This is a genomic window from Agromyces aerolatus (genome assembly GCF_031432255.1).
In the GTDB taxonomy this organism is placed as follows: domain Bacteria; phylum Actinomycetota; class Actinomycetes; order Actinomycetales; family Microbacteriaceae; genus Agromyces.
In genome coordinates this window covers 264,003-285,183 of sequence record NZ_JAVKGQ010000002.1, presented here as the reverse complement: position 1 = coordinate 285,183, position 21,181 = coordinate 264,003, and the positions used below count along the sequence as shown (strand labels likewise).

Sequence of the window (21,181 nt, the reverse complement as noted above, 5' to 3'; positions counted from 1 at the left end):
GATGCCCCACCGACCACCACTGAAAAGGGAGTCCTGATGTTGAACACTCAGACCGTGTCATCCCTGTCCCGGCGATCACGTCCGGGTCGCGGCCGCCTGCCGCTCACCATCGCCGCGGTCATCGGCGTCGCTGCGCTGCTCGCCGCGTGCACGCCGGGCAGCACGACCTCGAACACGGCACGCGAGTCGAGTCTCGTCATCGCCGAGAACGAGGTCCCGGCGACCTTCGATCCGGTCCAGGCCGACAACTCGACGGTCGACGAGGTCGTGATCCCCGCGTACAACAGCCTCCTCACCTACGACGAGAACATCGAGCTCACCGGCGAGCTCGTCGACTCGTGGACGGTGTCGGAGGACGGGACGAAGATCGACCTCACGCTGCGCGACGACGTCACGTTCCACGACGGCGCCCCGCTCACCGCGGACGACGTCGTGTACACGCTCGACCGGATCTCGGACATCGGCATCGGCGTCGCCGCGTTCCTCACGGCGTACGCCTCATCCGAGGCGATCTCGGAGACCGAGGTCTCGATCACCCTCAGCCAGCCGGACGCCCCGTTCCTCGCTGCCCTCACCAGGGTCTACGTTCTCAACTCGGCGCTCGTGTCCGAACACGAGGGCAGCGACTCCGGCCAGTCCTGGCTCGCGAGCAACGACGCCGGCTCGGGCCCGTACGAGCTCGCCGAGTACAGCGCCAACCAGTCGGCGAGATTCACGCAGTACCCCGACTACTGGGGCGGCTTCGACGGACAGGCCGAGACGATCGAGTTCCGGTACCTCACGGAGGCCTCGACGCAAAGCTCGGCGCTCACGAACGGCGACGTCGACATCGCGATGGACATCACCCCGCGCGAATGGGCGACCTTCGAATCGAACGAGGGCTTCACGGTCGACAAGGCCGACTCGAACGTCGTGCTCTACGTCTTCTTCAACATGGACGACCCCGTGACGTCGAACCCTGCACTCCGTGAGGCGATCTCCCACGCCTACGACTACGACCAGCACGTCGAGTCGATCCTCGTCGGCGCCGGACAGACCGTGAACGGCGTCGTGCCCGCGGGCATGCAGTGCGTGGCGGACGACCTCGAGGTGCCCACCTTCGACCTCGACCGCGCCACGCAGATCATCGACGAGAACGGGCTCGAGGGCACGACCGTCACCATGACGTACCTCGAGGCGACGGCCGAGATGGAGCAGGCTGCCGCGCTGCTGCAGTCGAACCTCGCCGAGATCGGCGTCAACCTCGAGCTCCAGGCGATCACCTACCCGCAGTACGTCGAGCTCTCGTCCAAGCCCGAGACCCGGCCGCAGCTCGGCATGATCTACGCCTTCCCCGCGTTCCCCGACACGAGCGCCATCCTGTACCAGAACTTCAACTCGTCGATGATCGGAAGCCAGAACTGGGGCGGGTACTCGAACCCCCGCGTCGACGAGCTGACGAACGCCGCACAGGTCACCTCCGACCAGGAGCTCCGCTGCGAGCAGTACGAGGAGGTGCAGCACCTCGTCACCGACGACATCGCGAGCGTGAACCTCGCGAACGCGCAGACGGTCGCGGTCTTCAACGACCGGGTGCAGGGCTTCAAGTACCGGTCCTGGCACCACCAGACGGTCGACGTGTACGCCATCACGCTCGCCGAATAGCCGCCCCACCGCGTGCGGTGACCGCCGGTCACCGCACACGGTGGTCGCAGCATCCGCAACATCCGCACCGCACCAGGAAGGAGGCGGCCGTGATCCGATATCTCGCGCAACGCCTCGTACTGAGCGCCGTCGTCCTGCTCGGCCTGCTCGTCATGGCGTTTGCCATGGTGCAGATCCTGCCCGGTGATCCCGCCCGCGCCGCCGCGGGCCGGAACGCCACGGCAGAGCAGGTCGACGCAGCCCGGCAACAGCTCGGACTCGATCAGCCGCTCATCGTCCAGTTCTTCTCGTTCCTCGGCCGCGTCTTCACCGGCGACCTCGGCAACTCGGTCTTCACGCAGCGGCCCGTGCTCGAGGACATCGCGCAGGTCCTCCCCTCGAGCATCGAGCTCGTGGTCGCGGCCATGGTGATCAACGTCTCGATCGCCGTCCCGCTCGGCGTGCTCGCGGCGTACCGGCGAGGCCGAGCCGCGGATATCGCCGCTCGCCTGCTGGCGCTCCTCGGTGCCGCGCTTCCCGTCTTCTGGCTCGCGCTGCTCCTCCAGCTCGTCTTCTCGGTGACGCTCGGCTGGCTCCCGCTCTACGGCCAGCTCGACTTCGGCATGCAGGTTCCCGTGGTGACGGGGGCGACGACGATCGACGCGCTGCTCACGGGCGATCCGGTCGCGTTCGGCTCGGCCCTCGTCCACCTCATCCTCCCGGCCGTGACCCTGTCCGCCTCGTTCATCGCGGTCATCGCGAGGACCGTGCGCTCGAGCATGATCACGGCGCTGGACGCGGACTACGTCACGCTCGCGAGGTCGACCGGTGCGGGCGAGCTCCGCGTCGTCGTCCGGCACGGCTTGCGGAACGCGCTCATCCCGATGAGCACGATCCTCGGCATGCAGCTCGGCTGGATGCTGGGCGCATGCGTGCTCGTCGAATCGACGTTCAACCGGAAGGGCATCGGCGCGTACATGGTCAACGCCGTGCTGCAGAACGACCTCTACGCCGTCATCGGCTCGATCGTCGTGATCGGCGTGGTGTTCGTGGTGACGAACCTCATCGTCGACGTCGTGCAGCTCGGCATCAATCCCCGGCTCCGTGACGGCACCTTCACCCGGAAGGCCCCGGGCGCGGCCGTGCTCGCCGCCCGCATCCCGCAGCCCGAGATGAACAGGGGCGTCCAATGACGAACACCGTCGCCATCGCGGTCCAGAAGACCAAACGACGTCCAACGCCCATCGTCGACCGGATCGCCCTCGGGGTGATCGGCGTGATCATCGTCATCGCGATCATCGGCCCGTTCATCGCGCCGTACGACCCGTACAAGGTCGACCTCGCCGCCGCCCTCGAGCCGCCGAGCGCGGCGCACTGGTTCGGCACCGACCTGAACGGGCGCGACGTGCTCAGCCGCGTGCTCGCGGGCGCGCAGATCACGCTCTCGGCAACCGGCGTCGTGCTCGTCATCACGCTCGTCATCGGGATCACGGTCGGCTCGATCGCCGCCCTCGGCAACCGCGTGGTCGATGAGGTGCTCATGCGCATCACCGACATCGGGCTCGCGCTGCCGTCGATCATCCTCGCGCTCGGGTTCGCCGTCGCGCTCGGCCCCGGGCTCGAGTCGGCGGTCATCGCGGTCGCGGCCACCTGGTGGCCGGGCTACGCGCGACTCGTCCGCTCGGTCGTACGCGAGGTCAAGCACGCCGAGTACGTCGAGGCGGCGACCGCGCTCGGCGCGAGCCGCTGGCGCCTCGTCCGCAAGCACATCCTGCCCAACTCGCTCGATGCCATGTACGTGCAGGTCACGCTCGACGTCGCGGCCGTCATGCTCGTCATCTCGGGATTGTCCTTCATCGGCGTCGGCGCGCAGGTTCCGTCGCCGGAGTGGGGTGCGATGATCGCCGCGGCCGCGGGGAACGTGACGAACGGCTGGTGGTCCCTCCTCTTCCCCGGGCTCGCGATCGCCATCACGGCCATCTCGTTCAACCTCGCCGGAGACTGGATCCGGGTCAAGCGCGACCCGACGCTACGAGAAGGGGCGGCGCGATGAGCGGTGTCGATCGGGCGATGCTCGAGATCACGGACCTCAGGGTGACCTATCCGACGGCCGAAGGCCGGGCGGAGGTCGTGCACGGCATCGACCTCCGCGTCGAGCGCGGCGCACGCGTCGCCCTGGTCGGCGAGTCGGGATCCGGGAAATCGGTGACCGCGCGGTCGATCCTCCAGCTCGACCAGGACGCCGGATACTCGGGAAGCATCGCGCTCGACGGAGAGGAGCTCATCGGCGCAGGCCACCGGACGCTCCGATCCGTTCGCGGCTCGAAAGTGGGTCTGGTGTTCCAGGACCCCCTGACCTCGCTCAACCCGGTCATGCGCATCGGCTGGCAGATCATGCAACCGCTCGTCATCCGCGGCGTGCCGAAACGCGAGGCCCGCGAGCGGGGGATCGAACTGCTCGAACGTCTCGGGGTGCGCGACGCGGCCCGCCGATTCGACGACTACCCGCACGAGTTCTCGGGCGGGATGCGGCAGCGCGTCGTGATCGCGATCGCGGTGATCGCGGAGCCCGAACTCCTCATCGCCGACGAGCCCACGACGGCGCTCGACGTCCGGGTGCAGACCCAGGTGCTCGAGCTCCTGCGGAGCCTCGCCGACGAGCGCGGCATGAGCATCCTCCTCATCACTCACGACCTCGGGATCGTGGCGGGATTCGCCGAGGAGGTCGTCGTGATGCGCCACGGCTCGGTCGTCGAGCGGAACCGCGTCGACGAGCTCTTCGCCCGCCCGAGCCATCCCTACACGCGCGGGCTGCTCGGCGCCGTGCCGCGGATCGACGGCGATCCGGACCGCCGCCTGCTGTCGGTGGACGATTTCAACGAGGAGGTCGCATGACGCTCTTGCGCGTGACGGACGTCACCAAACAGTTCCCGGGAAGCGAACGGCGGGCCGTCGACGCGGTGAGCTTCGACCTCGACGCGGGTGCCACCCTCGGCGTCGTCGGCGAGTCCGGCTCCGGCAAGTCGACCCTGGCGCGGTGCGTGGCCGGGCTGATCGATCCCGACCGGGGAAGCGTCACGTTGAACGGCACGGAGATCGTCGGGGCATCGTCGGCCACCAAGCGCAGGATCCGCCGCGACGTCCAGATGGTCTTCCAGGATCCGTTCGCCTCGCTCAGCCCGAGAATGACCGTCGAAGAGCTCGTGGGCGAAGGCTTGCTGGTGCATGGGATCGAGCGGAACGCCTCGCGTCGCCGGGCACGGGTCGTGGAGATCCTCGAACAGGTGGGACTCGGTGCGGTCGACCTCAAGCGCTATCCACGCTCGTTCTCGGGCGGCCAGCGTCAGCGCATCGCCATCGCGCGCGCGATGGCGGTGGGTCCCCAGCTCCTCATCTGCGATGAGCCCGTCTCCTCGCTCGACGTCTCGGTACAGGCGCAGGTGCTCAACCTGTTGAAGGACCTTCAACGCGATCTCGGGCTCTCCCTGCTCTTCATCGCGCACGATCTCGCGGTCGTTCGTCATCTCTGCGAGCGGGTCGTCGTCATGCACCACGGAGTCGCGGTCGAATCCGGTACGCGCGAGGAGATCTTCGAGCGCCCGAAGGATCCGTACACGCGTTCGCTCCTCGATGCCGTGCCGATCCCCGATCCGGTCGTGGAGCGAGCGCGACGCCAGCACCTCCTGGAGGTCGGAGCCGGCTCGCCGGTGCCGACCGTGCGCGCGGCTTCGTGATGCTGGCTCGGGTCAGCGGATGATGGAGCGCGCGGTGCCGACGACCTCGAGCGGCACCGCGACCGGGATGAGACCGCCGTCGCCCAGCCAGCGCCAGCTTGCGGCGAGGGCGACCGCGACGCCGCGCCCGTCCGCGCTCTCCACGCTGATGAGCCGGAGCTCGTGGAACTGCGCCGCGGCGTCGGCCGCGTCGAGGTAGTCGGAGACCGCGCGTTCGAGCTCGGCCGCGTCGAAGGTGACCTCGGGTGCGGCCTCGCCGTCGGCCGCCGCCGCTTCCCTCGTCCCGCCGGCCGTCGCCCCGGCCGTCGCCTCGAACGACCACGCCTCGGCCGCGGCGAGCGCGGCGCCGTCGGCGACCGTGAGGAGCCGCTTGCGTTCGAGGTAGAGCGACGAGGCCGCGGTGATCACGAGGATGAGCGCGGCGGCGAGCGCGGCGAACCCGACGATCAGCGGCAGCGTGGAACCGGTCTCGTCGCCGAGCCGTGTCCGCCATGCGACGCGTGCCCGACCGCACGCCTGCCACTCACTCATCGACCCGCCCCCGCGTACTTCGAAACGGTCTGCGTCGCGACGCCATCGACACGAACGGTGCCGAGACCGAGACCGAACAGATCGGGCACGAGCGGGAGGGTGACCAGCGCCGCGACCTGCACCCGTATGCGGGCGCCGGCGGACGCGCACGCGTCCTCGGGTTCGCACGAGAGCTCGACCGAGGCGGCGCCGGCGTCCAGGCCTGCGTCCTCGAGCACGGTCCGTGCGGTGCGCTCGACCGCCGCTCGCGCGGCGCCGTCGTCGGCGGCCAGCACCGCGACCCGGGCCGCGTGTCGTGCGGCCCCTTCGATGGCGAACGTGCCGGCCTGCACCGCAGCGAGTGCAAGGACGACGTAGACCAGCGGGACCAACAGCACGATCCCGGCCGTCAGGAACTCCAGCGCGGCCGCACCACGTTCGTCGCCCAGGTCGCGGACGCGATCAGTCCAACGGTTCGACGGTCGCACGCCCCGTCACCTCCATGGCGTTCGCGGGGCCGAGCAGGCCGAGAGCCGGAAGCGGCGCGCGCACGGTCACCTCGATGACCTCGTCGCCACCTGACCCGGACCTCGTGAGGGCGACGTCGCGCGCGTACGCTTCGCCGAGCGCGGTCGCGATGAGCGTTCTCGTCCGCTGAACCCCGTCGGCGTCGGTCACGCCGACGAGCGCTCGGTACCTGGCGCCCTCGGCGGCCGCGTCGGCCAGCGTGTTCCGCACGTGCAGCGCGAACGCGAGCTGCAGGACCGCGAGGAGGAGGGCCACGAGCAGCACGGCGACGAGCGAGAACTCGGCGACCGCGGAGCCGCGCTCATCGCGGAGCTCCGGCCGCGTCGCTACGGCGTCGACGACTGGTTGAGCACGTTGTCCATCGCCTCTTCGAACACCTGGGTGAGCGCCGGCCCCGCGAGCACCCAGATCGTGATCATGAGCCCCGCGGTCATCAGCGTGATCAGCACCCAGCCCGGCACGTCGCCGCGCTCGTCGCGTCGCCGCTCCAGCAGTCGTCTCATGAGGCATCCCTTCGGTCATGGCGTGTGGTCGTGTCGGGTCAGAGCCCCGCCTGGAGGACCGCGTAGCCCGGGAAGAGGGCGAACGCGACGTGCCGCAACAGGGCAGATGAGGCTGGCGCCTTCGCTGACTTCGACTGAATGCCTCCGCCTTATCCCGCCCAGTCAGCGTGCGTCAGGCCCGCCGACATACGATCAGAGCATGGTTAAAGTGGTGTTGCACTCTCGCGATTGGCGCGGGGTCGTCGAAGTCGTGGAGGCTACCGAGTCGCTTCACGAACGAGAACTCGACTGGGTTTACCTGAAAGACCACACCGTTCGCCCGATCGGTAAGGGCGATATGGCGCCGACCGGTCCGCACACCACCTACCGCGCCTACATCCCCGCTGATCCGTCTCTTCGCGACCCTGACCCCGATTGGCTCCCGCCGGCGTCGTAGGCGCGCCGTACTCTCAGGCTGTGCGGTACTGGCAGCCGAAACTTCGACAGGTCCAACGCGACACGTGGCTGCAGTTCGACCGCTCCCGGAAGATCGCCGTTATCCGCGTCGTCGAGCTGTTTGGATTCTTAGATCGTCGCGCGCTGAACGAGGAGGGGGCATTCGAAGGGGTCGCGCTCACCGAGGCCGACTCGGTTTATGTACCGGAAGACGATCCCGTACGACTGCAAGAGCGTGGTCCGGGTGTAGGTGACCTCGCGTTCGCGGCAGTACGCCTCGATGATCGCCGCCGCCCGTCGGAGGTGAGGACGAGGCATCGACGGAAACAGGTGATGCTCGATCTGGTAGTTGAGCCCTCCCATCGCGATGTCGAGCGCTCGTCCGCCGCGGATGTTCCGGCTCATGAGTACTTGCCGGCTGAGGAAGTCGAGCTTCTGTCCCTTCGGTACTTGGGGCATGCCCTTGTGGTTCGGTGCGAAGGACATCCCCATGTAGAAGCCGAACAGGCCGAGCTGGATCGCCAAGAACACCGCGGCCTTGGCGGGTGACAACACCGAGATCACCAGCACCAGGAAGCCGATGATGCGCACGGCGAGGAACATGATCTCGACGTGGCGGTGCGGCAGGGGGTCCCGGGACAGCGCCCGCCGCACGCTCGAGGCATGTAACGAGAGACCCTCGAGCAGCAAGATTGGGAAGAAGAAGGCTCCCTGGTGGCTGATGAGCCAGCGGAGGACGGCTGCACGTTCGCGGGCAGCCTGTTGGGGCGTGAACGCGATCACCGGGAGGTCGAGGTCGGGATCGACGCCGATCTGGTTCGGATTGGCGTGATGACGGGTGTGCTTGTGCTGCCACCAGCCATAGCTCATCCCGACGAACCCACCGAGAACGAGGCTGGTCCAATCGTTCCACTTGCCTGACCGGAAGATCTGCCGGTGAGCGGCGTCGTGGCCGAGGAACGCGATCTGCGTGAACAGGACCGCGAAGCCTACCGCGGTGAACATCTGCCACCAGGTGTCCCCGATCCAGATGAAGAGCACAATGGAAGCGGCCAGGATGATCGGAACGCCGATGAGTTTCGTCCAGTAGTAGCCGTACCGGCGTCGCATCAGTCCGGCGTCCTTGACGAGGCGAGCGAGATCGGTGAAGGCGGAAGCCTGCACATGGTCCCGCGGGCGGTCGCTCACCTGGCGCGCAGGGACGATGTCGGAGTTCATGATGCCCAATCTCTGGCGGGTGTCGCGTGAGGATCGCCCGACGCGATTACGCGGGAGGTGTCCGTACGCGCTGGCGAATGATGCCGATAATCAGGGTGCCGATGAACAGGATGAGGCCGATCACGGCGAGCCACAGAAGACCCTCGAAGACGAACCCGACGACCGTTAGGATCGCCCAACCGACGAGCAGAACGATAATCAGCGTCCACATAGCTCGGAGCGTACGGCGGCCGGGAGGGAACTACTTGCGCCTTGACTTTTTCGATGTTGCGTGCAGCACCGCGCCCGGCGACCCTACGAGCTCAGTTGTAGTGTGGATTGTGGGGCGAGAAATCGATCTGTGATGCTTCGGCGACGACACGCTCGACCCGCTCAGCGGCACGCTTCGCAAGCTCGGCCGCCTCGCGAGCTTGCGAGCGACGAGTCTCAGCTGCGCGCGCCCCGATCCCGTCAAGGATGCGCCCGATGACGAGAGCGAGCCCTTGCCGAAGCTCGCTCAAGTTCGTGTTCGTGATGAAAAGGCGGCGGTCCGCGGTCGTGAGCCCTACCGAGGGGTAGCCTGCGTCGGAGAGCAACGCTTGCGTCGCGGGGCTGGCGAGGAGTTCGAGTTCCAGCGGCAGAGGGCGGCGAGTGAAGACCGCTGTAACAGTGTACCGCTCGGGCGCGTCGATCGTGCCCAACACGGACGGTAGGTCGTTCAGGAGAATCTGGCTTACGGCGAACGGCTCAAATGAGTCGCTTCCCCGTTCGAAGGGGCCTGCCGGTGCATCGTTGTTCTGATCTGTACTCATTTCCGGATCGTAGGTCCGCAACATGTGGGCGCTCCCAGCTCCCACCGGTGTGGCTGTGAGGTTGCATCGCTCGACGTGGTGAGACTGTGGCCGACGAGACCGACCTCGACGACCCGCGTTGCCGGCCCATCCTCGAAAGGGGCAACCCGTGGAGTTCCGAAGTCAACCGCCTTTCGCTCGCGGGTTTGCACATGGACACTTGGCTTCCATGCTGTTCTCCACGCTCACCGTCGATGGCCGAGACCATCACCTGCCGCAAGACTCGGACGTCGAAGCACTCAAGGCGAAGATCACCGAGGTGGCTCATGAAGGCGGAGGCTTCGTCGACCTCCCGTACCAGCCGGGACACACCACGAGCGTGTTCGTCGGCGAGGCCACCCGAATGCGAATCGATATCTACGAACGAGACGACGAAGGGGCCGATGGCGCAGACGCCGCATCGAGACCTCTCAGCTCCCTGGACCTCACCTGGGACTTCGAACTCGACATGTGACCAGGATCGTGAGCGGCGGCGCCCACGGGAACGACGCCGCGACGCGCGCGGTTGACATCGCCTGACCTGGGAACACCCACATCCTGCGCAGCTAGGCTCCCGAACATGGACGACAAGCACACCCGCGACGACGATCGGGGTTGGGAATCCGCGCGACACGAGCACTGGCATGGCGCCGACCCGACAGCCGAGACGTCATCACGCGCCGAAGAGGCTGGCAACCGCGCCGAAGAGGCTGGCAACCGCGCCGAAGCAGACCAGGCAGACCGAGAGCACGAAGGCCGGATAGGGCGATGGCAACAGGCCACGGGCCGCATCTGGAACCGGCAACACGGCTCGGGCGAAGAGTAACGCCCCACCCCAGCCCCGGGCACCGCGGCCCTGTAGTTGCGGACGCCGAGGACGCCTCGGCCGAGACCAGATTTGCGCCGCTCTCACTGCCTAGCCGCACGACAAAGCCCCTCTCGCTCAACGGTGAAAAGGGTGATCGTGACCCAGCCCCCCGAGTCACATCCACCCGGCGGCGTTCTACGACATCTGGCCCGCAGGCCCTCGACGAGCCATGCGCCTCGGGTGAGCCAGGAAGCCTAGGACCATTTACCGGCGAGCTACCCGCCACGCGCTAGTCAGGCCGGAGAGCCGCCGGCGAGAACGGCGGACGACTGGTTGCGGCGATTCCCGACCCGGCTGATTCAGACGGTGACGAGAAGTGAGGCGATCGAGTCGAGGCTTCCGGGCACCAGACGGTAGTACGCCCAGGTGCCACGCTTCGAGCGACTGAGCAGGCCGGCATCCACAAGGATCTTGAGGTGATGCGACACGGTCGACTGCGACAGTCCCAGCGGTTCCGTGAGGTCGCATACGCACGCTTCTTCGTCGGCATGAGCGGCAACCATTGACAGCAGTCGAAGGCGCGCTGGGTCAGCCACAGCCTTTAGGGCGTGCGCGAGGGACAGCGCATTGTCCTCACTGATCGCCGCGCGAGTGATCGGCGAACAGCACGCCTGCAGGTCGCGAATCGGGATGAGCTCAACGGTCGGCATGCGGCAAGTTTGGCATACATTGACAATCATCGATGCATGCGTTCATACTCCATTCATCGACGTTGGTCGATGGAGGAGGTAACGTCATGAACGAATGTTGTGACCCGACGATCTGCCCGCCCGGCTCCGAGGAGTACTGCGGACCCGGCTGCTGCTGATCATCAGCTGGTCGCCGCCGGAAGGCGGCGACCAGCCCGCCCCTGGAGGACCACTATGCAAACTCCCACCGTGCTGTTCGTTTGCGTCCACAACGCAGGACGCTCTCAGATGGCAGCTGCCTACATGCGTGAGCTCGCAGAGGGCCGCGTCGAAGTCCTCTCGGCGGGATCGGAGCCCGCAGGCCAGATCAATCCCGTCGCCATCGACGCGATGCGGGAGGTCGGCATCGACCTCACCGCTGAGCAGCCGAAGGTGCTGACCGTTGACGCCGTGCGCGAGTCCGATGCAGTAATCACCATGGGCTGCGGTGACGCGTGTCCAGTGTTCCCTGGCAAGCGCTACGAAGACTGGGAGTTGGACGATCCCGCCGGCAAGGATCTCGCAGCCGTTCGAGTTATCCGCGACGATATCCGTGGCCGAGTCGAAGCACTGCTCACAGCCCTCGTCCGCGCGTGACGACGAAAGCGCCCCCTCCCACCCGAAGGTGAGAGGGGGCGCTTCTGTCTGTCATGCGGCGAGCGGGACGCCGTAGGCGTTCGCGACCCAGCGGTGAATCGCACGGTCGGTCGTGTCGTCGATCTCTCGGTGGTAGCCGAAGCTCCACAGAGGCATCGCTCCCGCGACCGTCCCAGATGTGGAGACGCGGCCCTGAGGGATGCCTCCGCCTGGGTTGAGGGTGGCGATCGAGAGCTCACCGCCGTCCAAGCGGCCGTATACGTTCCTCATGCCGTCCGGAGCCCGCCACGACAGAAGATGCCTGCCGTTCTCACGAGCGCCTACCCTGCCCAGAGTGAGATTCGAGGACCCACCCACCGTGTCGGCCCGTAGCGACATATTGGGAATGCCAGCCGAGGACGTTTGAATCGTCAGCCGCCCGTCGGAAGCGGTCGAGGCGCCGAGGATCGCGACGGTACCAAACGCCGCGGCCTGGCTGGTGACGTCAAGAGAAGTGCACGTGCAGCGAGGTCCGCGCGGAGCTGATCGATGGTCCCGTCTGGAGTGAGATCGCCGCGCTGCTCGGCGACCCTGCCCGACTTGAAGCGATGGCGAAGAAGTGGCTTGAGCTTCCCGACGACTCCGACCTCACGGACGACAGCTCGATGATCGCAGCGCTTGAACGCCAGGCCGCGAAGATCGAGCGTGCGCTGTCTCGCGCTATGGACGACATGTACCTGGCCGACGACCCTGCTGACCACCACGCCCGCGTTGAACGCTTCAAGGGCGAGCTGGCCGACCTGCGTGAGCGACTCGCCGCGATGACCTCCGTGAAGGCTCAACGGCAGGAGAGCGCCCAGAGGCTCACCGACCTGGCGCGACTTGCCGAGAGGGCCAAGGGAAGGCTCGCGGACATGCCTCCTGCCCAACGACGCGACATCATCGAGCTTCTCGACGTTCGCGTCTACATCGACGCCGTACGCAACGGCGCTCCCGAGACCATCAAGATTTCAGGCAGCATCGACCCGAGACTCTTCGAAGCGCAGAGCGGAAACCAAACGAGTAGCAAGCAGCATCGCGATCTCTTTGCGCCCGGCGAGCTCGATGACCGTGCGCTTGGCCTCGGCCCGTGCATCGCCGGCCTGCGCGGCCAGCACCGAGGCGAGCGGCGCGCCCCGCTCGAGCGCGCCGAGGACCTGGTCGAGCGCGCGCGAGAGGGCCGGATGCCCCAGGTCGTCGCGGAGCGAACGCAGCGCCACCGGGAGAGGGACACCGGCGCCGACCGCGGCCACCACGTCGCCGAGCTCGCGGGAGAGCTCGCCGTTGCCGGCGCGGGCGATCCGCCGGATCGCGTCGAGGATGTTCTCGCCCGCGGTCAGGCTCAGGGTCAGGAGCTCGAGCACGGTCGGCAGTTCGGAGCTGATCCGTGCGAGGCGCCGACTGACGGCACGCTGCAGCAGCCAGTCGCGGAACGCGGCGCCGAACGCGGCCGCGATGAACGGCACCATGACGCGCGCGAGCGCGGGGAGGGTCTGCGCGGACGGTGCCATGAGCACGACCGCGGAGGCCACGCAGAAGGCGCCGGCCGCCCACGCGAGCTGCTCGCCGCGGAAGCGGTCCGCGTCCGCGGCGGACCCGGCCTGCCGCAACCGCCGGCGCACGAGCTCGTCGCCGCCGAGCAGCTGAGCGAGCAGCCCGCGTGCACCCCGCACGAGCGGAACGGCGACGACCCCGAGCACGGGCGCGGGGTCGGTCGTGCGGCGGATGAGACTCTCGCGGGCCACGTCCGAGACATCCGCCAGGTAGGGCGCGACGCGCTGCATCAGCCGAGGCCGCCCGAATCGCGGGACCGACGCGACGACCAACCAGAGTCCGAGCCCGAGTGCGGCACCCGCGACGATCGCGAGCGCGGCCGCGCTGTTCACCGGGACCACCGCCGCATCACTGGAACCACCGCCGCTCCCCCGGGATGCGACCGAGCGCGATCATGGCCCGGTAGGCGATGACACTCACCACGAGTCCGACGAGCAGCAGGGCCGAGCCGGCGGGAGTCTCGTACGCCTGCAACGTCTCCGGCTTCGTCGCGAGCAGCACGAGCAGGATCCAGGGCGCGGCGACGCCGAGCTTCGCGGCGTTCCTGGTCCACGACTGGCGGGCACGGACCTCGGCCCGCACCGCCGCATCCTCCCGCAGATACGTCGACAGGTTCCGCAGCACGTGGACGATCTCGGTGCCGCCCACCTCGCGCGCCATGCGCAGCGTCTCGAGGATGCGATCGGCGACCGGGTCGGCGAGCCGCGACTTGAGCGCGTCGAGGGCGGGCGCGAACACCCCGCTGCGCCGGTACTCCTCGTCGAACGCCGCGAACGGTGCGCGCGTCGCCGCAGGCCCGAGTGTCGCGAGCGAGCCGATCGCGTCGGGCAGCGACATGCCGGCACGCACCCCGGCGACGAGATGGTCGACGACCTCGGGCCAGACGGCGCGGTTCGCCGCGCGACGCGCTCGTGCTCGCACGTGCACCGCGGCCGGCACGATCGCGAGGCCCAGGATGCCCCCGACGAACGTGAGCGCGGACAGGCCGAGCACCGCGTGCACGATCGCGGCGGAGACCGCACCGAAGATGATGGCGACGGTGCCGACCACGACGACCGGAACCGACCCGAGCCCCGCGAGTCGCAACTCGTCGCGCATCGCCTCCCATCGGACGCGCAGCCGATGCCGACGGGGCGCGGCGCGTGAGGCCGGCCAGACGAGGGGCGAGACCGTGAGCAGCAGTCCGAGGCCCAGCGCGGCACCGAGGATGAGGCTCACGAACGGGCCAGCACGATCTCCGGGTCGAACCCGGCCAATCGGAGCTTGCTGAGCCGCTCGGGCCTCGCACCCGTCGCGCGGAGCCGGCGCCCCCGGCGCATGAACACTGTGCCCGCCACGACCGTGCCGTCGTCGACCTTGCCCGTGGTCACCGCGATCTCCTCGACCCGGCGCACCCCGTGCCGGTCGATCGCGAGATGGACGACGACGTCGATGCAGCTCGCGACGGTCGGGACGACGAACGCGGCATCGATGTTGCGGCCCGCGAGCAGCGGGAGCGTGCACAGCTTGGCGAGCGCGTCGGCGGCCGTGTTGGCGTGGATGGTGCACATGCCGGGCAGGCCGGAGTTCAGCGCGATGAGCAGGTCGAGGCTCTCGGCCTCACGCACCTCGCCCACGAGCAGACGGTCGGGCCGCATGCGCAGCGCCTCCTTGATGAGCCGGCGGAGCGTGATCTCTCCGGTGCCCTCCAGGCTCGGCTGGCGGCACTGCATGGCGACGAGGTCGCGCACGTCGAGGTCGAGCTCGAACGTCTCCTCGACGGTGATCACGCGCTCGTGGCTCCTGATCGACGACATGAGCGCGTTGAGCATGGTGGTCTTGCCGGTGTGCGTCGCGCCGGAGACGAGCACGTTGGCGCCGGCCAGCACGCACATGCGCAGGAACTCGGCGGCCTCACGGCTGAGCGCCTCGCGTTCGACGAGTTGGGACAGGGTGCGGATGCGCTGCTGGAACTTCCGCACGTTGACGGCCCATTCCCTGGTCACGTCGGGGATGGCGACGTGCAGGCGGGAGCCGTCGGGCAGCGACGCGTCCACGAACGGCGACGAGAGATCCACCCGCCGGCCGGAGTGCTGCAGCATCCGCTCGACCAGCTCGCGCACCTCGTGCTCGGAGAGCATGACGTTCGTGAGCTCGGGCACGCCCTCGCGCGCGACGAATACGCGCCGGGGACCGTTGATCCAGAGCTCTTCGACGTTCGGGTCGTCGAAGAACGGCTGGAGTGCGCCGTAGCCCGCGAGCTCCGCGACGACCTCGCGCTCGGCCGCGACCTCGTCGCCCAACGCGTCGTGCCGGCCGCCGAGCGCGAGCTCGTTGTACCGGCGCACCTCGTCACGCGCGTAGTCCGCCGCGAGCGCCTCGTCACCGCCGAGGTCGACGCCCTCGCGCAGCACGCGGGTGCGCACCTGCTCGGCGATGCTGCGGACCGGATCGGACATGCGCCCCATGATGCCGAGAAGCGGATGCCTCGCCCCGAAGTTATCCACAATGGGCGCCCGACCGCGCCGACCGTGTCGGGCTGCCGCCTGTCGCGTGGCGCCGCGCCGCCTAGACTGGGCGGGCACTCGCGGGAGTGGTGAAATCGGCAGACACGCAGGATTTAGGTTCCTGTGCCTTCGGGCGTGAGGGTTCAAGTCCCTCCTTCCGCACTCTTCGGTGGTGCGCGCGCCGCTCGGTGGCGCATGATGTGATCAGGCGAATCGCCGTGCCGACCATCGATGAGGATCGTCGCAATGGCCCACCTGGAACGTACCCGTCCGTCCCCCGGCGACGACGCACGCTTCGAGGCGCTCGCCGCGCTCGCGACCGACCTCGCCGGCCAGTTCGCGCTCGAGCCGCTGCTCGAGCGCATCCTCAGGCACACCATGGAGCTCCTGGGCTGCGACAGCGGCTCGATCTGCACGGTCGACGAGGTGGCCGGGACGTACCGCAAGGAGGTCGACCTCGGTGTCGGCTGCCTCTCAGGGCAGACGTTCCCCCTCGATGAGGGTGTGACCGGCGCGATCGTGCGTGCGCGGGGCTCGGTGGTCTTCGACGAGTACGCCGACGTCAGCGGCGGACACATCGCCGCGCGCGACCGCGCGTCGCTGCACGGCGTGATCGGCGTCCCCATCCGCTGGGGCGAGGCCATCATCGGCAGCTGCGTCGTGTTCAGCCGCGAACCCGGTCGCCGGTTCACCGAGGCGGATGTCACGCTGGTGGAGTTGTTCGCTACACACGCCGCGATCGCCATCACGAACGCCCGGTTGCACGCGCTCGTCAATCGCCGCGAGCGCGAGGCGGCCGTGCTCGCCGAACGCGAACGGGTCGTGCGCGAGGTGCTCGGCCTCGGGCAGGCAGCGGCGCTCCACCTCCCGCCAGCGACCGCGGCGATCGCGACCCGCCTGCGCTGGCGCGTGCTCGTCGTCCACGAGAGCCCGCTCGTCCGGGCCGGCCTCGTGCGACTGCTCGGCAGCCTCGAACCCGGTGTCCAGGTCGTCGGCGAGGCCGGTGACGCGGCGCAGGCGCTCGAGGCGTACACGCTCCTGCGCCCGCACGTCGTGCTCGCCCACCTCGACCTGCCGCACATCGACGGACTGCAGCTCACGTCGTATCTGCGAGCCGCCGACGCGCGCGCCGCCGTCGTGCTCCTCATCCACGACCTCGACGACGAGCGCGTGCGCGGCGCGGCGCGTATCGGCGCCGTGGCGTTCGTCGAGTACGGAGCCGATCCCGGTGAGCTCGCACGCGCCGTGCTCGCCGCGGCCCGCGGCGAGTCCCTCATGTCGGCCGAGGTCCTCAGCCGGCTCGCGGCGGCGCACGGCCCCGACGAGCTGCACGCCGACCATCTGACTCCTCGCGAGCAACAGGTCCGCGCGCTCGTCGAACGCGGCATGCCCGACAAGCGCATCGCGGCCGACCTGCGGATCTCGGTGCGGACCGTCGAGAAGCACGTGGGCGCCATCCTGCGGAAGACCGGCGCGGCGAACCGCACCATGCTCGCGAGCCGGTCCGCGTCGCACGCGCACCAGCACTGACCGCACCGGCGTGGAACTCCCCATCCCGCGTGGGGGAAACCACGCCTGTCGGCGGCGGCGCCCCGCTCGTAGCCTGAGCCCGACGGCGAGGAGGGCGTTCGCATGGCTGTCGTCTCACTGCGCGAGATCGTGGACCGGGCCTTCGAGGGCCGGTACGGGGTTCCCGCCATCAACATCGTGAACGATCTCACGCTCGAGGCGGTGCTCGCGGGCGCGGTCGAGGCCCGTTCGCCCGTGATCGTGCAGACCTCGGTCAAGACCGTGAAGTCCATCGGCTTGAACGTGCTGTTCGGCATGTGGGAGTCGATGACCGCCGGCATCGACGTGCCGGTGACCCTCCACCTCGATCATTGCCCCGAGCGGCAGGTCATCACCGACTGTCTCGAGCGCGGCTGGAACTCGGTGCTGTTCGACGCGTCGACGCTCCCGGTCGAGGAGAATCAGCGGCAGACGATCGAGGTCGTCGCCGAGGCCCGCCGGCACGGCGCACACGTCGAGGGCGAGATCGAGACGATCAGAGGCGTCGAGGACGGCATCGGCAGCGACACCGAGACCCGGCGGCAGAGTCTCGACACCGCGATCACGTTCATCCGGGAGACCGGCGTCGACGTCTTCGCACCCTCGATCGGCAACGCGCACGGCGTCTACTCGTCATCGCCCGACCTCGACTTCGAGCGGGTGACGGCGCTCGTCGAGGCGACCGGCACGCCGATCGCCCTGCACGGCGGCAGCGGCATGACCGACGCGCAGTTCCACGACCTGATCTCGCGCGGCTGCGCCAAGGTCAACATCTCGACCGCGCTGAAGATCGAGTTCATGCGGTCGAGCCTCGCCTTCCTCAAGGGCGCCGAGGCCGCGGACAAGTGGGATCCGCCGTCGCTGTTCGCCGATGTGCGTTCGCACATCGTCGCGCTGACCACGGCGCTGGCCGGAACGTTCGGCAGCGCGGGCAAGGCCTGGTGATCATGCCGACCCTCATCTTCGACTGCGACGGCGTGCTCGCCGACACCGAGCGCACGGGGCACCTGCCCGCGTTCAACGAGACGTTCGCCGAGTTCGGCCTGCCGGTGCACTGGAGCGACGACGAATACGCGGTGAAGCTCCGCATCGGCGGCGGCAAGGAGCGTATGGCGAGTCTGCTGACGCCCGAGTTCGTCGCCGCGAACGGCCTGCCGGCCGACGAGGACGGTCAGCGCGACGTCCTCGCGCAGTGGCACCGCCGCAAGACGGCCGTCTACACCGAGCTGGTCGAATCGGGCGCGCTCCCGGCGCGGCCCGGCATCGCACGTCTCGCGGGCCAGGCGGATGCCGCGGGGTGGCGCCTCGCCGTCGCCTCGACCTCGGCCGAGGCATCCGTGAAAGCCGTGCTCGAACACGCGGTCGGCCGCGAGCTCGCGGCCAGGTTCCGGGTGTTCGCGGGCGACATCGTGCCGCGCAAGAAGCCCGCCCCCGACATCTACCTGCTCGCGCTTCACGAGCTCGGCGCCGATCCCGACACGACCGTGGTGATCGAGGACAGCGGCAACGGCGTCGAGGCGGCCGTCGCGGCCGGGCTCCGGACGCTCGTGACCGTCAGCAGCTACACGCGCGACGAGGATTTCACGGGCGCATCGCTCGTGGTGTCGTCGCTCGGCGACGACACCGAGATCGCCGAGGTCATCGCCGATCCGCTCGACCTCGTCCCTGGGCCCGAGCTGGGCCTCGCCGACCTCGAACGGATCCTCGCGCGCGAGCGCCCACAGCCCGGCAAGGAGCACCCATGACGAGCGTCGACGACACCGAGTTCGTCGTCCGGACCATCGCGCAGACCGCGGTGGACAACGAGAAGTACTTCGGCGACCTGGACTCGGTCGTGGGCGACGGCGACTTCGGCTACTCGCTCGCGCGCGGGTTCGAGATCGTGCTGAAGGACTGGGACGGCTACGACCGCACCGACATCGGCACGTTCCTGCAGAAGATCGGCATCGCGATCAGCAGCCGGATCGGCGGCACGTCGGGCCCCATCTGGGGGACGGCGTTCCTCAGGGCGGCCTCGGTCGCGAAGGGCAGGACCGACCTCTCCGGCGCCGACGCGGTCGCGATGCTCCGGGCGTCGATCGAGGGCATCAAGGCGCGCGGCAACGCGGAGCTCGGCGACAAGACGCTGCTCGACGCGCTCGCCCCGATGACCGACGCGATCGAGGCGGCCCTGGCCGCCGAGGAGGAGTCCGGCGCCGTGCTCGTCGCGGCGGCCGAGGCCGCACGACGTGCGGCCGACGCGACGACGCCCATGATCGCCAGACGAGGCCGCGCCGCGTACACGGGCGAGCGCAGCATCGGGTCGCCCGATGCCGGCGCGGTCGCGATCGCCGTGATCGCCGAGGCGATCGCCGCGGAATGGCCTGCCAGGAACCCGAACGCCTGAGACCAGTGGAGGACAGTCACATGAAGAAGTTCGTCAACGACCCGCAGCAGTTCGTGCCCGAGATGCTCAAGGGACTCGCGCTCGCGAACCCGGACACGCTCACCTACGTTCCCGCGTACAACCTCATCATGCGATCGGATGCCCCGCGCGACGACAAGGTCTCGATCATCCAGGGCTCGGGATCGGGTCACGAGCCCGCGCACGTCATGGCGGTCGGCAAGGGGATGCTCGATGGCGCGTGTCCGGGCGACGTGTTCTCAGCGCCGCCCATGGACTATGTGTACGAGTCGACGAAGCTCCTGAACTCGCCCAAAGGTGTGCTGCTGCTCGTGAACAACTACACGGGCGACCGCATGGCGTTCGACATGGCGCAGGAGATGAGCGAGGCCGACGGCGTGAAGGTCAGGACGCTGTTCATCGACGACGACGTCGCCGTGCAGGACTCGACGTACACCGTCGGCCGCCGCGGCGTGGCGGGCAACTTCTTCGTGATCAAGGCCGTCGGCGCGGCCGCGGAGGCCGGCGCGGACCTCGACGAGCTCATCCGCATCGGCGAGAAGGTGAACTCGGTGACGCGCACGATGGGACTCGCGCTGACCGCGTGCACCCCGCCCGCGAAGGGCTCGCCCCTGTTCGAGCTCGGCGACGACGAGATCGAGATCGGCGTGGGCATCCACGGCGAGCCCGGCCGCAGGCGCGCCAAGATCGTGCCCTCGGACGAGCTCGTCGACATCCTGCTCGAACCGGTCGTGGCCGACCTGCCGTACGAGCAGGGCGACCGGGTCGCGCTCATGATCAACGGGCTCGGCGGCACGCCGATCAGCGAGCTCTACGTCGCCTATGGACACGCGCACGAGGAGCTCGAGCGCCGCGGCATCACGGTGGCGCGCAGCTACGTCGGCGAGTACTGCACGTCGCTGGACATGGCCGGCGCGTCACTCACGCTCGTCAAGCTCGACGACGAGATCGAGCGCCTGCTCGAGGCTCCGGCCGAGGCGGGCGTGCGCATCTTCTGAGGCGGCGCGGTCGCGACGGCAGACGAAGACCCCCGCGGCATCAGCCGCGGGGGTCTCCGTCTTCAGCGCGTGTGCGTCAGGCGCAGGCGCGTCAGGCGCAGGCGCGTCAGGCGCGAGCGCGACGCTGGAGCACCAGCGCACCGGCTCCGGCGAGCAGCGTCAGCGCGGCGAGCACGCCGACGCCGATGAGACGCTCACCGTCGAAGCCCGTGTCGGCGAGGGGCGCCGCAGGCTTCGCCGGCGGTGCCGGGGTCGACACCGTCACGTCGTCGCCGTCCGTGACCGCGGGGCCGGCCGGGGGGAGGCCGGTGGCGGTCGCGGAGTTGGTGACGGAACCGGTCGCGCGGTCCGCGTCGGTGACCCGGTAGGTCGCCGTCGCGGTCACCGACTCGCCCGGCGCGAGCACACCGGCCTCGGCCGGCCACTCACCGAACACGATCTCCGACAGGCCTGCGAGCTCGTCCGAGATCGAGACCTCGGTGAGCGTCACGTCGCCGGTGTTCGTGACCGTGAACTCGTACGAGATCACGCGGTCGGTCAGCGAACCGGTCTTGACGAGCTGGATGCCGGGCGCCTGGGGCACCGGCTGCTCGTGGTCGTCGACGTCCGTCACGTCCGGGCCCCTCGGCGGCGTGCCCGTGGTGGTCGCGGTGTTCACGACCTCACCGGCGTCGCGGTCG

The 21,181-nt window shown here is 69.0% G+C and carries 26 protein-coding genes and 1 tRNA gene; 15 read left to right on the top strand and 12 right to left on the bottom strand.

Annotated features, from left to right (window positions below; all coding sequences use genetic code 11):
* The first annotated feature begins 54 nt into the window (after window positions 1-54).
* The 5 genes from RH864_RS04240 to RH864_RS04220 all read left to right on the top strand — a co-directional run bounded on the left by RH864_RS04240 (window position 55) and on the right by RH864_RS04220 (window position 5,357).
* The gene (locus tag RH864_RS04240; RefSeq protein ID WP_310516264.1) at window positions 55-1,644 is read left to right on the top strand and encodes an ABC transporter substrate-binding protein; all 1,590 of its coding nucleotides are present in this window, start codon (window positions 55-57) and stop codon (window positions 1,642-1,644) included.
* Window positions 1,645-1,733: 89 nt separating this feature from the next.
* The gene (locus RH864_RS04235; RefSeq protein ID WP_310516263.1) at window positions 1,734-2,816 is read left to right on the top strand and encodes an ABC transporter permease; all 1,083 of its coding nucleotides are present in this window, start codon (window positions 1,734-1,736) and stop codon (window positions 2,814-2,816) included.
* Complete coding sequence (locus tag RH864_RS04230; protein WP_310516262.1) at window positions 2,813-3,676, top strand: ABC transporter permease; 864 nt, start codon at window positions 2,813-2,815, stop codon at window positions 3,674-3,676. Before RH864_RS04235 ends, RH864_RS04230 begins: the two co-directional genes overlap by 4 nt.
* Window positions 3,673-4,518, top strand: coding sequence for an ABC transporter ATP-binding protein (locus tag RH864_RS04225; protein ID WP_310516261.1), 846 nt, complete (start codon window positions 3,673-3,675; stop codon window positions 4,516-4,518). The genes RH864_RS04230 and RH864_RS04225 overlap by 4 nt, the downstream gene beginning before the upstream one ends.
* Window positions 4,515-5,357, top strand: coding sequence for an ATP-binding cassette domain-containing protein (locus RH864_RS04220; protein ID WP_310516260.1), 843 nt, complete (start codon window positions 4,515-4,517; stop codon window positions 5,355-5,357). The genes RH864_RS04225 and RH864_RS04220 overlap by 4 nt, the downstream gene beginning before the upstream one ends.
* 12 nt (window positions 5,358-5,369) lie before the next feature.
* Here the strand turns inward: RH864_RS04220 and RH864_RS04215 are convergent, their stop codons facing one another.
* The 4 genes from RH864_RS04215 to RH864_RS04200 are packed head-to-tail and all read right to left on the bottom strand — an operon-like array spanning window position 5,370 to window position 6,898.
* Complete coding sequence (locus RH864_RS04215) at window positions 5,370-5,888, bottom strand: pilus assembly protein TadG-related protein (protein ID WP_310516259.1); 519 nt, start codon at window positions 5,886-5,888, stop codon at window positions 5,370-5,372.
* Complete coding sequence (locus RH864_RS04210; protein WP_310516258.1) at window positions 5,885-6,355, bottom strand: TadE family protein; 471 nt, start codon at window positions 6,353-6,355, stop codon at window positions 5,885-5,887. The genes RH864_RS04215 and RH864_RS04210 overlap by 4 nt, the downstream gene beginning before the upstream one ends.
* The gene (locus RH864_RS04205; RefSeq protein ID WP_310516393.1) at window positions 6,330-6,803 is read right to left on the bottom strand and encodes a TadE/TadG family type IV pilus assembly protein; all 474 of its coding nucleotides are present in this window, start codon (window positions 6,801-6,803) and stop codon (window positions 6,330-6,332) included. The genes RH864_RS04210 and RH864_RS04205 overlap by 26 nt, the downstream gene beginning before the upstream one ends.
* Window positions 6,722-6,898, bottom strand: a complete 177-nt coding sequence (locus RH864_RS04200; protein WP_310516257.1) for a hypothetical protein — start codon at window positions 6,896-6,898, stop codon at window positions 6,722-6,724. The genes RH864_RS04205 and RH864_RS04200 overlap by 82 nt, the downstream gene beginning before the upstream one ends.
* A gap of 199 nt (window positions 6,899-7,097) precedes the next feature.
* On the opposite strand from RH864_RS04200, the gene RH864_RS04195 reads away from it, so the two are divergent.
* Window positions 7,098-7,334, top strand: a complete 237-nt coding sequence (locus tag RH864_RS04195) for a hypothetical protein (protein WP_310516256.1) — start codon at window positions 7,098-7,100, stop codon at window positions 7,332-7,334.
* A gap of 128 nt (window positions 7,335-7,462) precedes the next feature.
* Here the strand turns inward: RH864_RS04195 and RH864_RS04190 are convergent, their stop codons facing one another.
* The 3 genes from RH864_RS04190 to RH864_RS04180 all read right to left on the bottom strand — a co-directional run bounded on the left by RH864_RS04190 (window position 7,463) and on the right by RH864_RS04180 (window position 9,342).
* Window positions 7,463-8,551 (bottom strand): fatty acid desaturase family protein, encoded by a 1,089-nt coding sequence (locus tag RH864_RS04190; RefSeq protein WP_310516255.1) that lies wholly within the window; start codon window positions 8,549-8,551, stop codon window positions 7,463-7,465.
* Window positions 8,552-8,597: 46 nt separating this feature from the next.
* A complete protein-coding gene (locus tag RH864_RS04185) occupies window positions 8,598-8,762 on the bottom strand; it encodes a hypothetical protein (protein ID WP_310516254.1) in 165 nt (54 codons plus the stop codon).
* A 91-nt stretch (window positions 8,763-8,853) separates the two neighbouring features.
* Window positions 8,854-9,342 carry a hypothetical protein gene (locus tag RH864_RS04180; protein ID WP_310516253.1) on the bottom strand — a complete coding sequence of 163 codons (489 nt, stop codon included), beginning with the start codon at window positions 9,340-9,342 and terminating at the stop codon, window positions 8,854-8,856.
* Between the two features lie 208 nt (window positions 9,343-9,550).
* Here RH864_RS04180 and RH864_RS04175 point away from each other — a divergent pair, with 208 nt between their 5' ends.
* Entirely contained in the window at window positions 9,551-9,835 is a 285-nt protein-coding gene (locus tag RH864_RS04175; protein ID WP_310516252.1) for a hypothetical protein, read from the top strand.
* Between the two features lie 105 nt (window positions 9,836-9,940).
* Window positions 9,941-10,186 carry a hypothetical protein gene (locus RH864_RS04170; RefSeq protein WP_310516251.1) on the top strand — a complete coding sequence of 82 codons (246 nt, stop codon included), beginning with the start codon at window positions 9,941-9,943 and terminating at the stop codon, window positions 10,184-10,186.
* A gap of 341 nt (window positions 10,187-10,527) precedes the next feature.
* Here RH864_RS04170 and RH864_RS04165 read toward each other — a convergent pair whose 3' ends face one another.
* Window positions 10,528-10,878, bottom strand: a complete 351-nt coding sequence (locus RH864_RS04165) for a metalloregulator ArsR/SmtB family transcription factor (protein ID WP_310516250.1) — start codon at window positions 10,876-10,878, stop codon at window positions 10,528-10,530.
* Between the two features lie 213 nt (window positions 10,879-11,091).
* On the opposite strand from RH864_RS04165, the gene RH864_RS04160 reads away from it, so the two are divergent.
* Window positions 11,092-11,493: an arsenate reductase ArsC gene (locus RH864_RS04160; protein WP_310516249.1), complete on the top strand. Its 402-nt coding sequence runs from the start codon at window positions 11,092-11,094 to the stop codon at window positions 11,491-11,493.
* Between the two features lie 989 nt (window positions 11,494-12,482).
* On the opposite strand, the gene RH864_RS04155 is transcribed toward RH864_RS04160, so the two are convergent.
* From RH864_RS04155 to RH864_RS04145, 3 genes are read right to left on the bottom strand one after another with little or no spacing between them, the layout of a single operon-like run.
* Window positions 12,483-13,406, bottom strand: a complete 924-nt coding sequence (locus RH864_RS04155) for a type II secretion system F family protein (RefSeq protein ID WP_310516248.1) — start codon at window positions 13,404-13,406, stop codon at window positions 12,483-12,485.
* Between the two features lie 7 nt (window positions 13,407-13,413).
* Complete coding sequence (locus RH864_RS04150) at window positions 13,414-14,283, bottom strand: type II secretion system F family protein (protein ID WP_310516247.1); 870 nt, start codon at window positions 14,281-14,283, stop codon at window positions 13,414-13,416.
* Complete coding sequence (locus tag RH864_RS04145; protein ID WP_310516246.1) at window positions 14,280-15,503, bottom strand: CpaF family protein; 1,224 nt, start codon at window positions 15,501-15,503, stop codon at window positions 14,280-14,282. Before RH864_RS04145 ends, RH864_RS04150 begins: the two co-directional genes overlap by 4 nt.
* A gap of 128 nt (window positions 15,504-15,631) precedes the next feature.
* On the opposite strand from RH864_RS04145, the gene RH864_RS04140 reads away from it, so the two are divergent.
* From RH864_RS04140 to dhaK, 6 genes are all read left to right on the top strand, one after another.
* A tRNA-Leu gene (locus tag RH864_RS04140) sits at window positions 15,632-15,713 on the top strand.
* An 84-nt stretch (window positions 15,714-15,797) separates the two neighbouring features.
* Window positions 15,798-17,081 carry a GAF domain-containing protein gene (locus tag RH864_RS04135; RefSeq protein WP_310516245.1) on the top strand — a complete coding sequence of 428 codons (1,284 nt, stop codon included), beginning with the start codon at window positions 15,798-15,800 and terminating at the stop codon, window positions 17,079-17,081.
* 102 nt (window positions 17,082-17,183) lie between these two features.
* Entirely contained in the window at window positions 17,184-18,044 is an 861-nt protein-coding gene (locus tag RH864_RS04130) for a class II fructose-bisphosphate aldolase (protein WP_310516244.1), read from the top strand.
* Between the two features lie 2 nt (window positions 18,045-18,046).
* Window positions 18,047-18,844 carry an HAD-IA family hydrolase gene (locus RH864_RS04125; RefSeq protein ID WP_310516243.1) on the top strand — a complete coding sequence of 266 codons (798 nt, stop codon included), beginning with the start codon at window positions 18,047-18,049 and terminating at the stop codon, window positions 18,842-18,844.
* Window positions 18,841-19,485 carry a dihydroxyacetone kinase subunit DhaL gene (dhaL, locus tag RH864_RS04120; RefSeq protein ID WP_310516242.1) on the top strand — a complete coding sequence of 215 codons (645 nt, stop codon included), beginning with the start codon at window positions 18,841-18,843 and terminating at the stop codon, window positions 19,483-19,485. Before RH864_RS04125 ends, dhaL begins: the two co-directional genes overlap by 4 nt.
* A 20-nt stretch (window positions 19,486-19,505) precedes the next feature.
* Window positions 19,506-20,501, top strand: a complete 996-nt coding sequence (gene dhaK, locus RH864_RS04115) for a dihydroxyacetone kinase subunit DhaK (RefSeq protein ID WP_310516241.1) — start codon at window positions 19,506-19,508, stop codon at window positions 20,499-20,501.
* A 106-nt stretch (window positions 20,502-20,607) separates the two neighbouring features.
* Here the strand turns inward: dhaK and RH864_RS04110 are convergent.
* On the bottom strand, window positions 20,608-21,181 hold a 574-nt coding region (locus RH864_RS04110), incomplete at its 5' end, for a DUF7507 domain-containing protein (protein ID WP_449224126.1).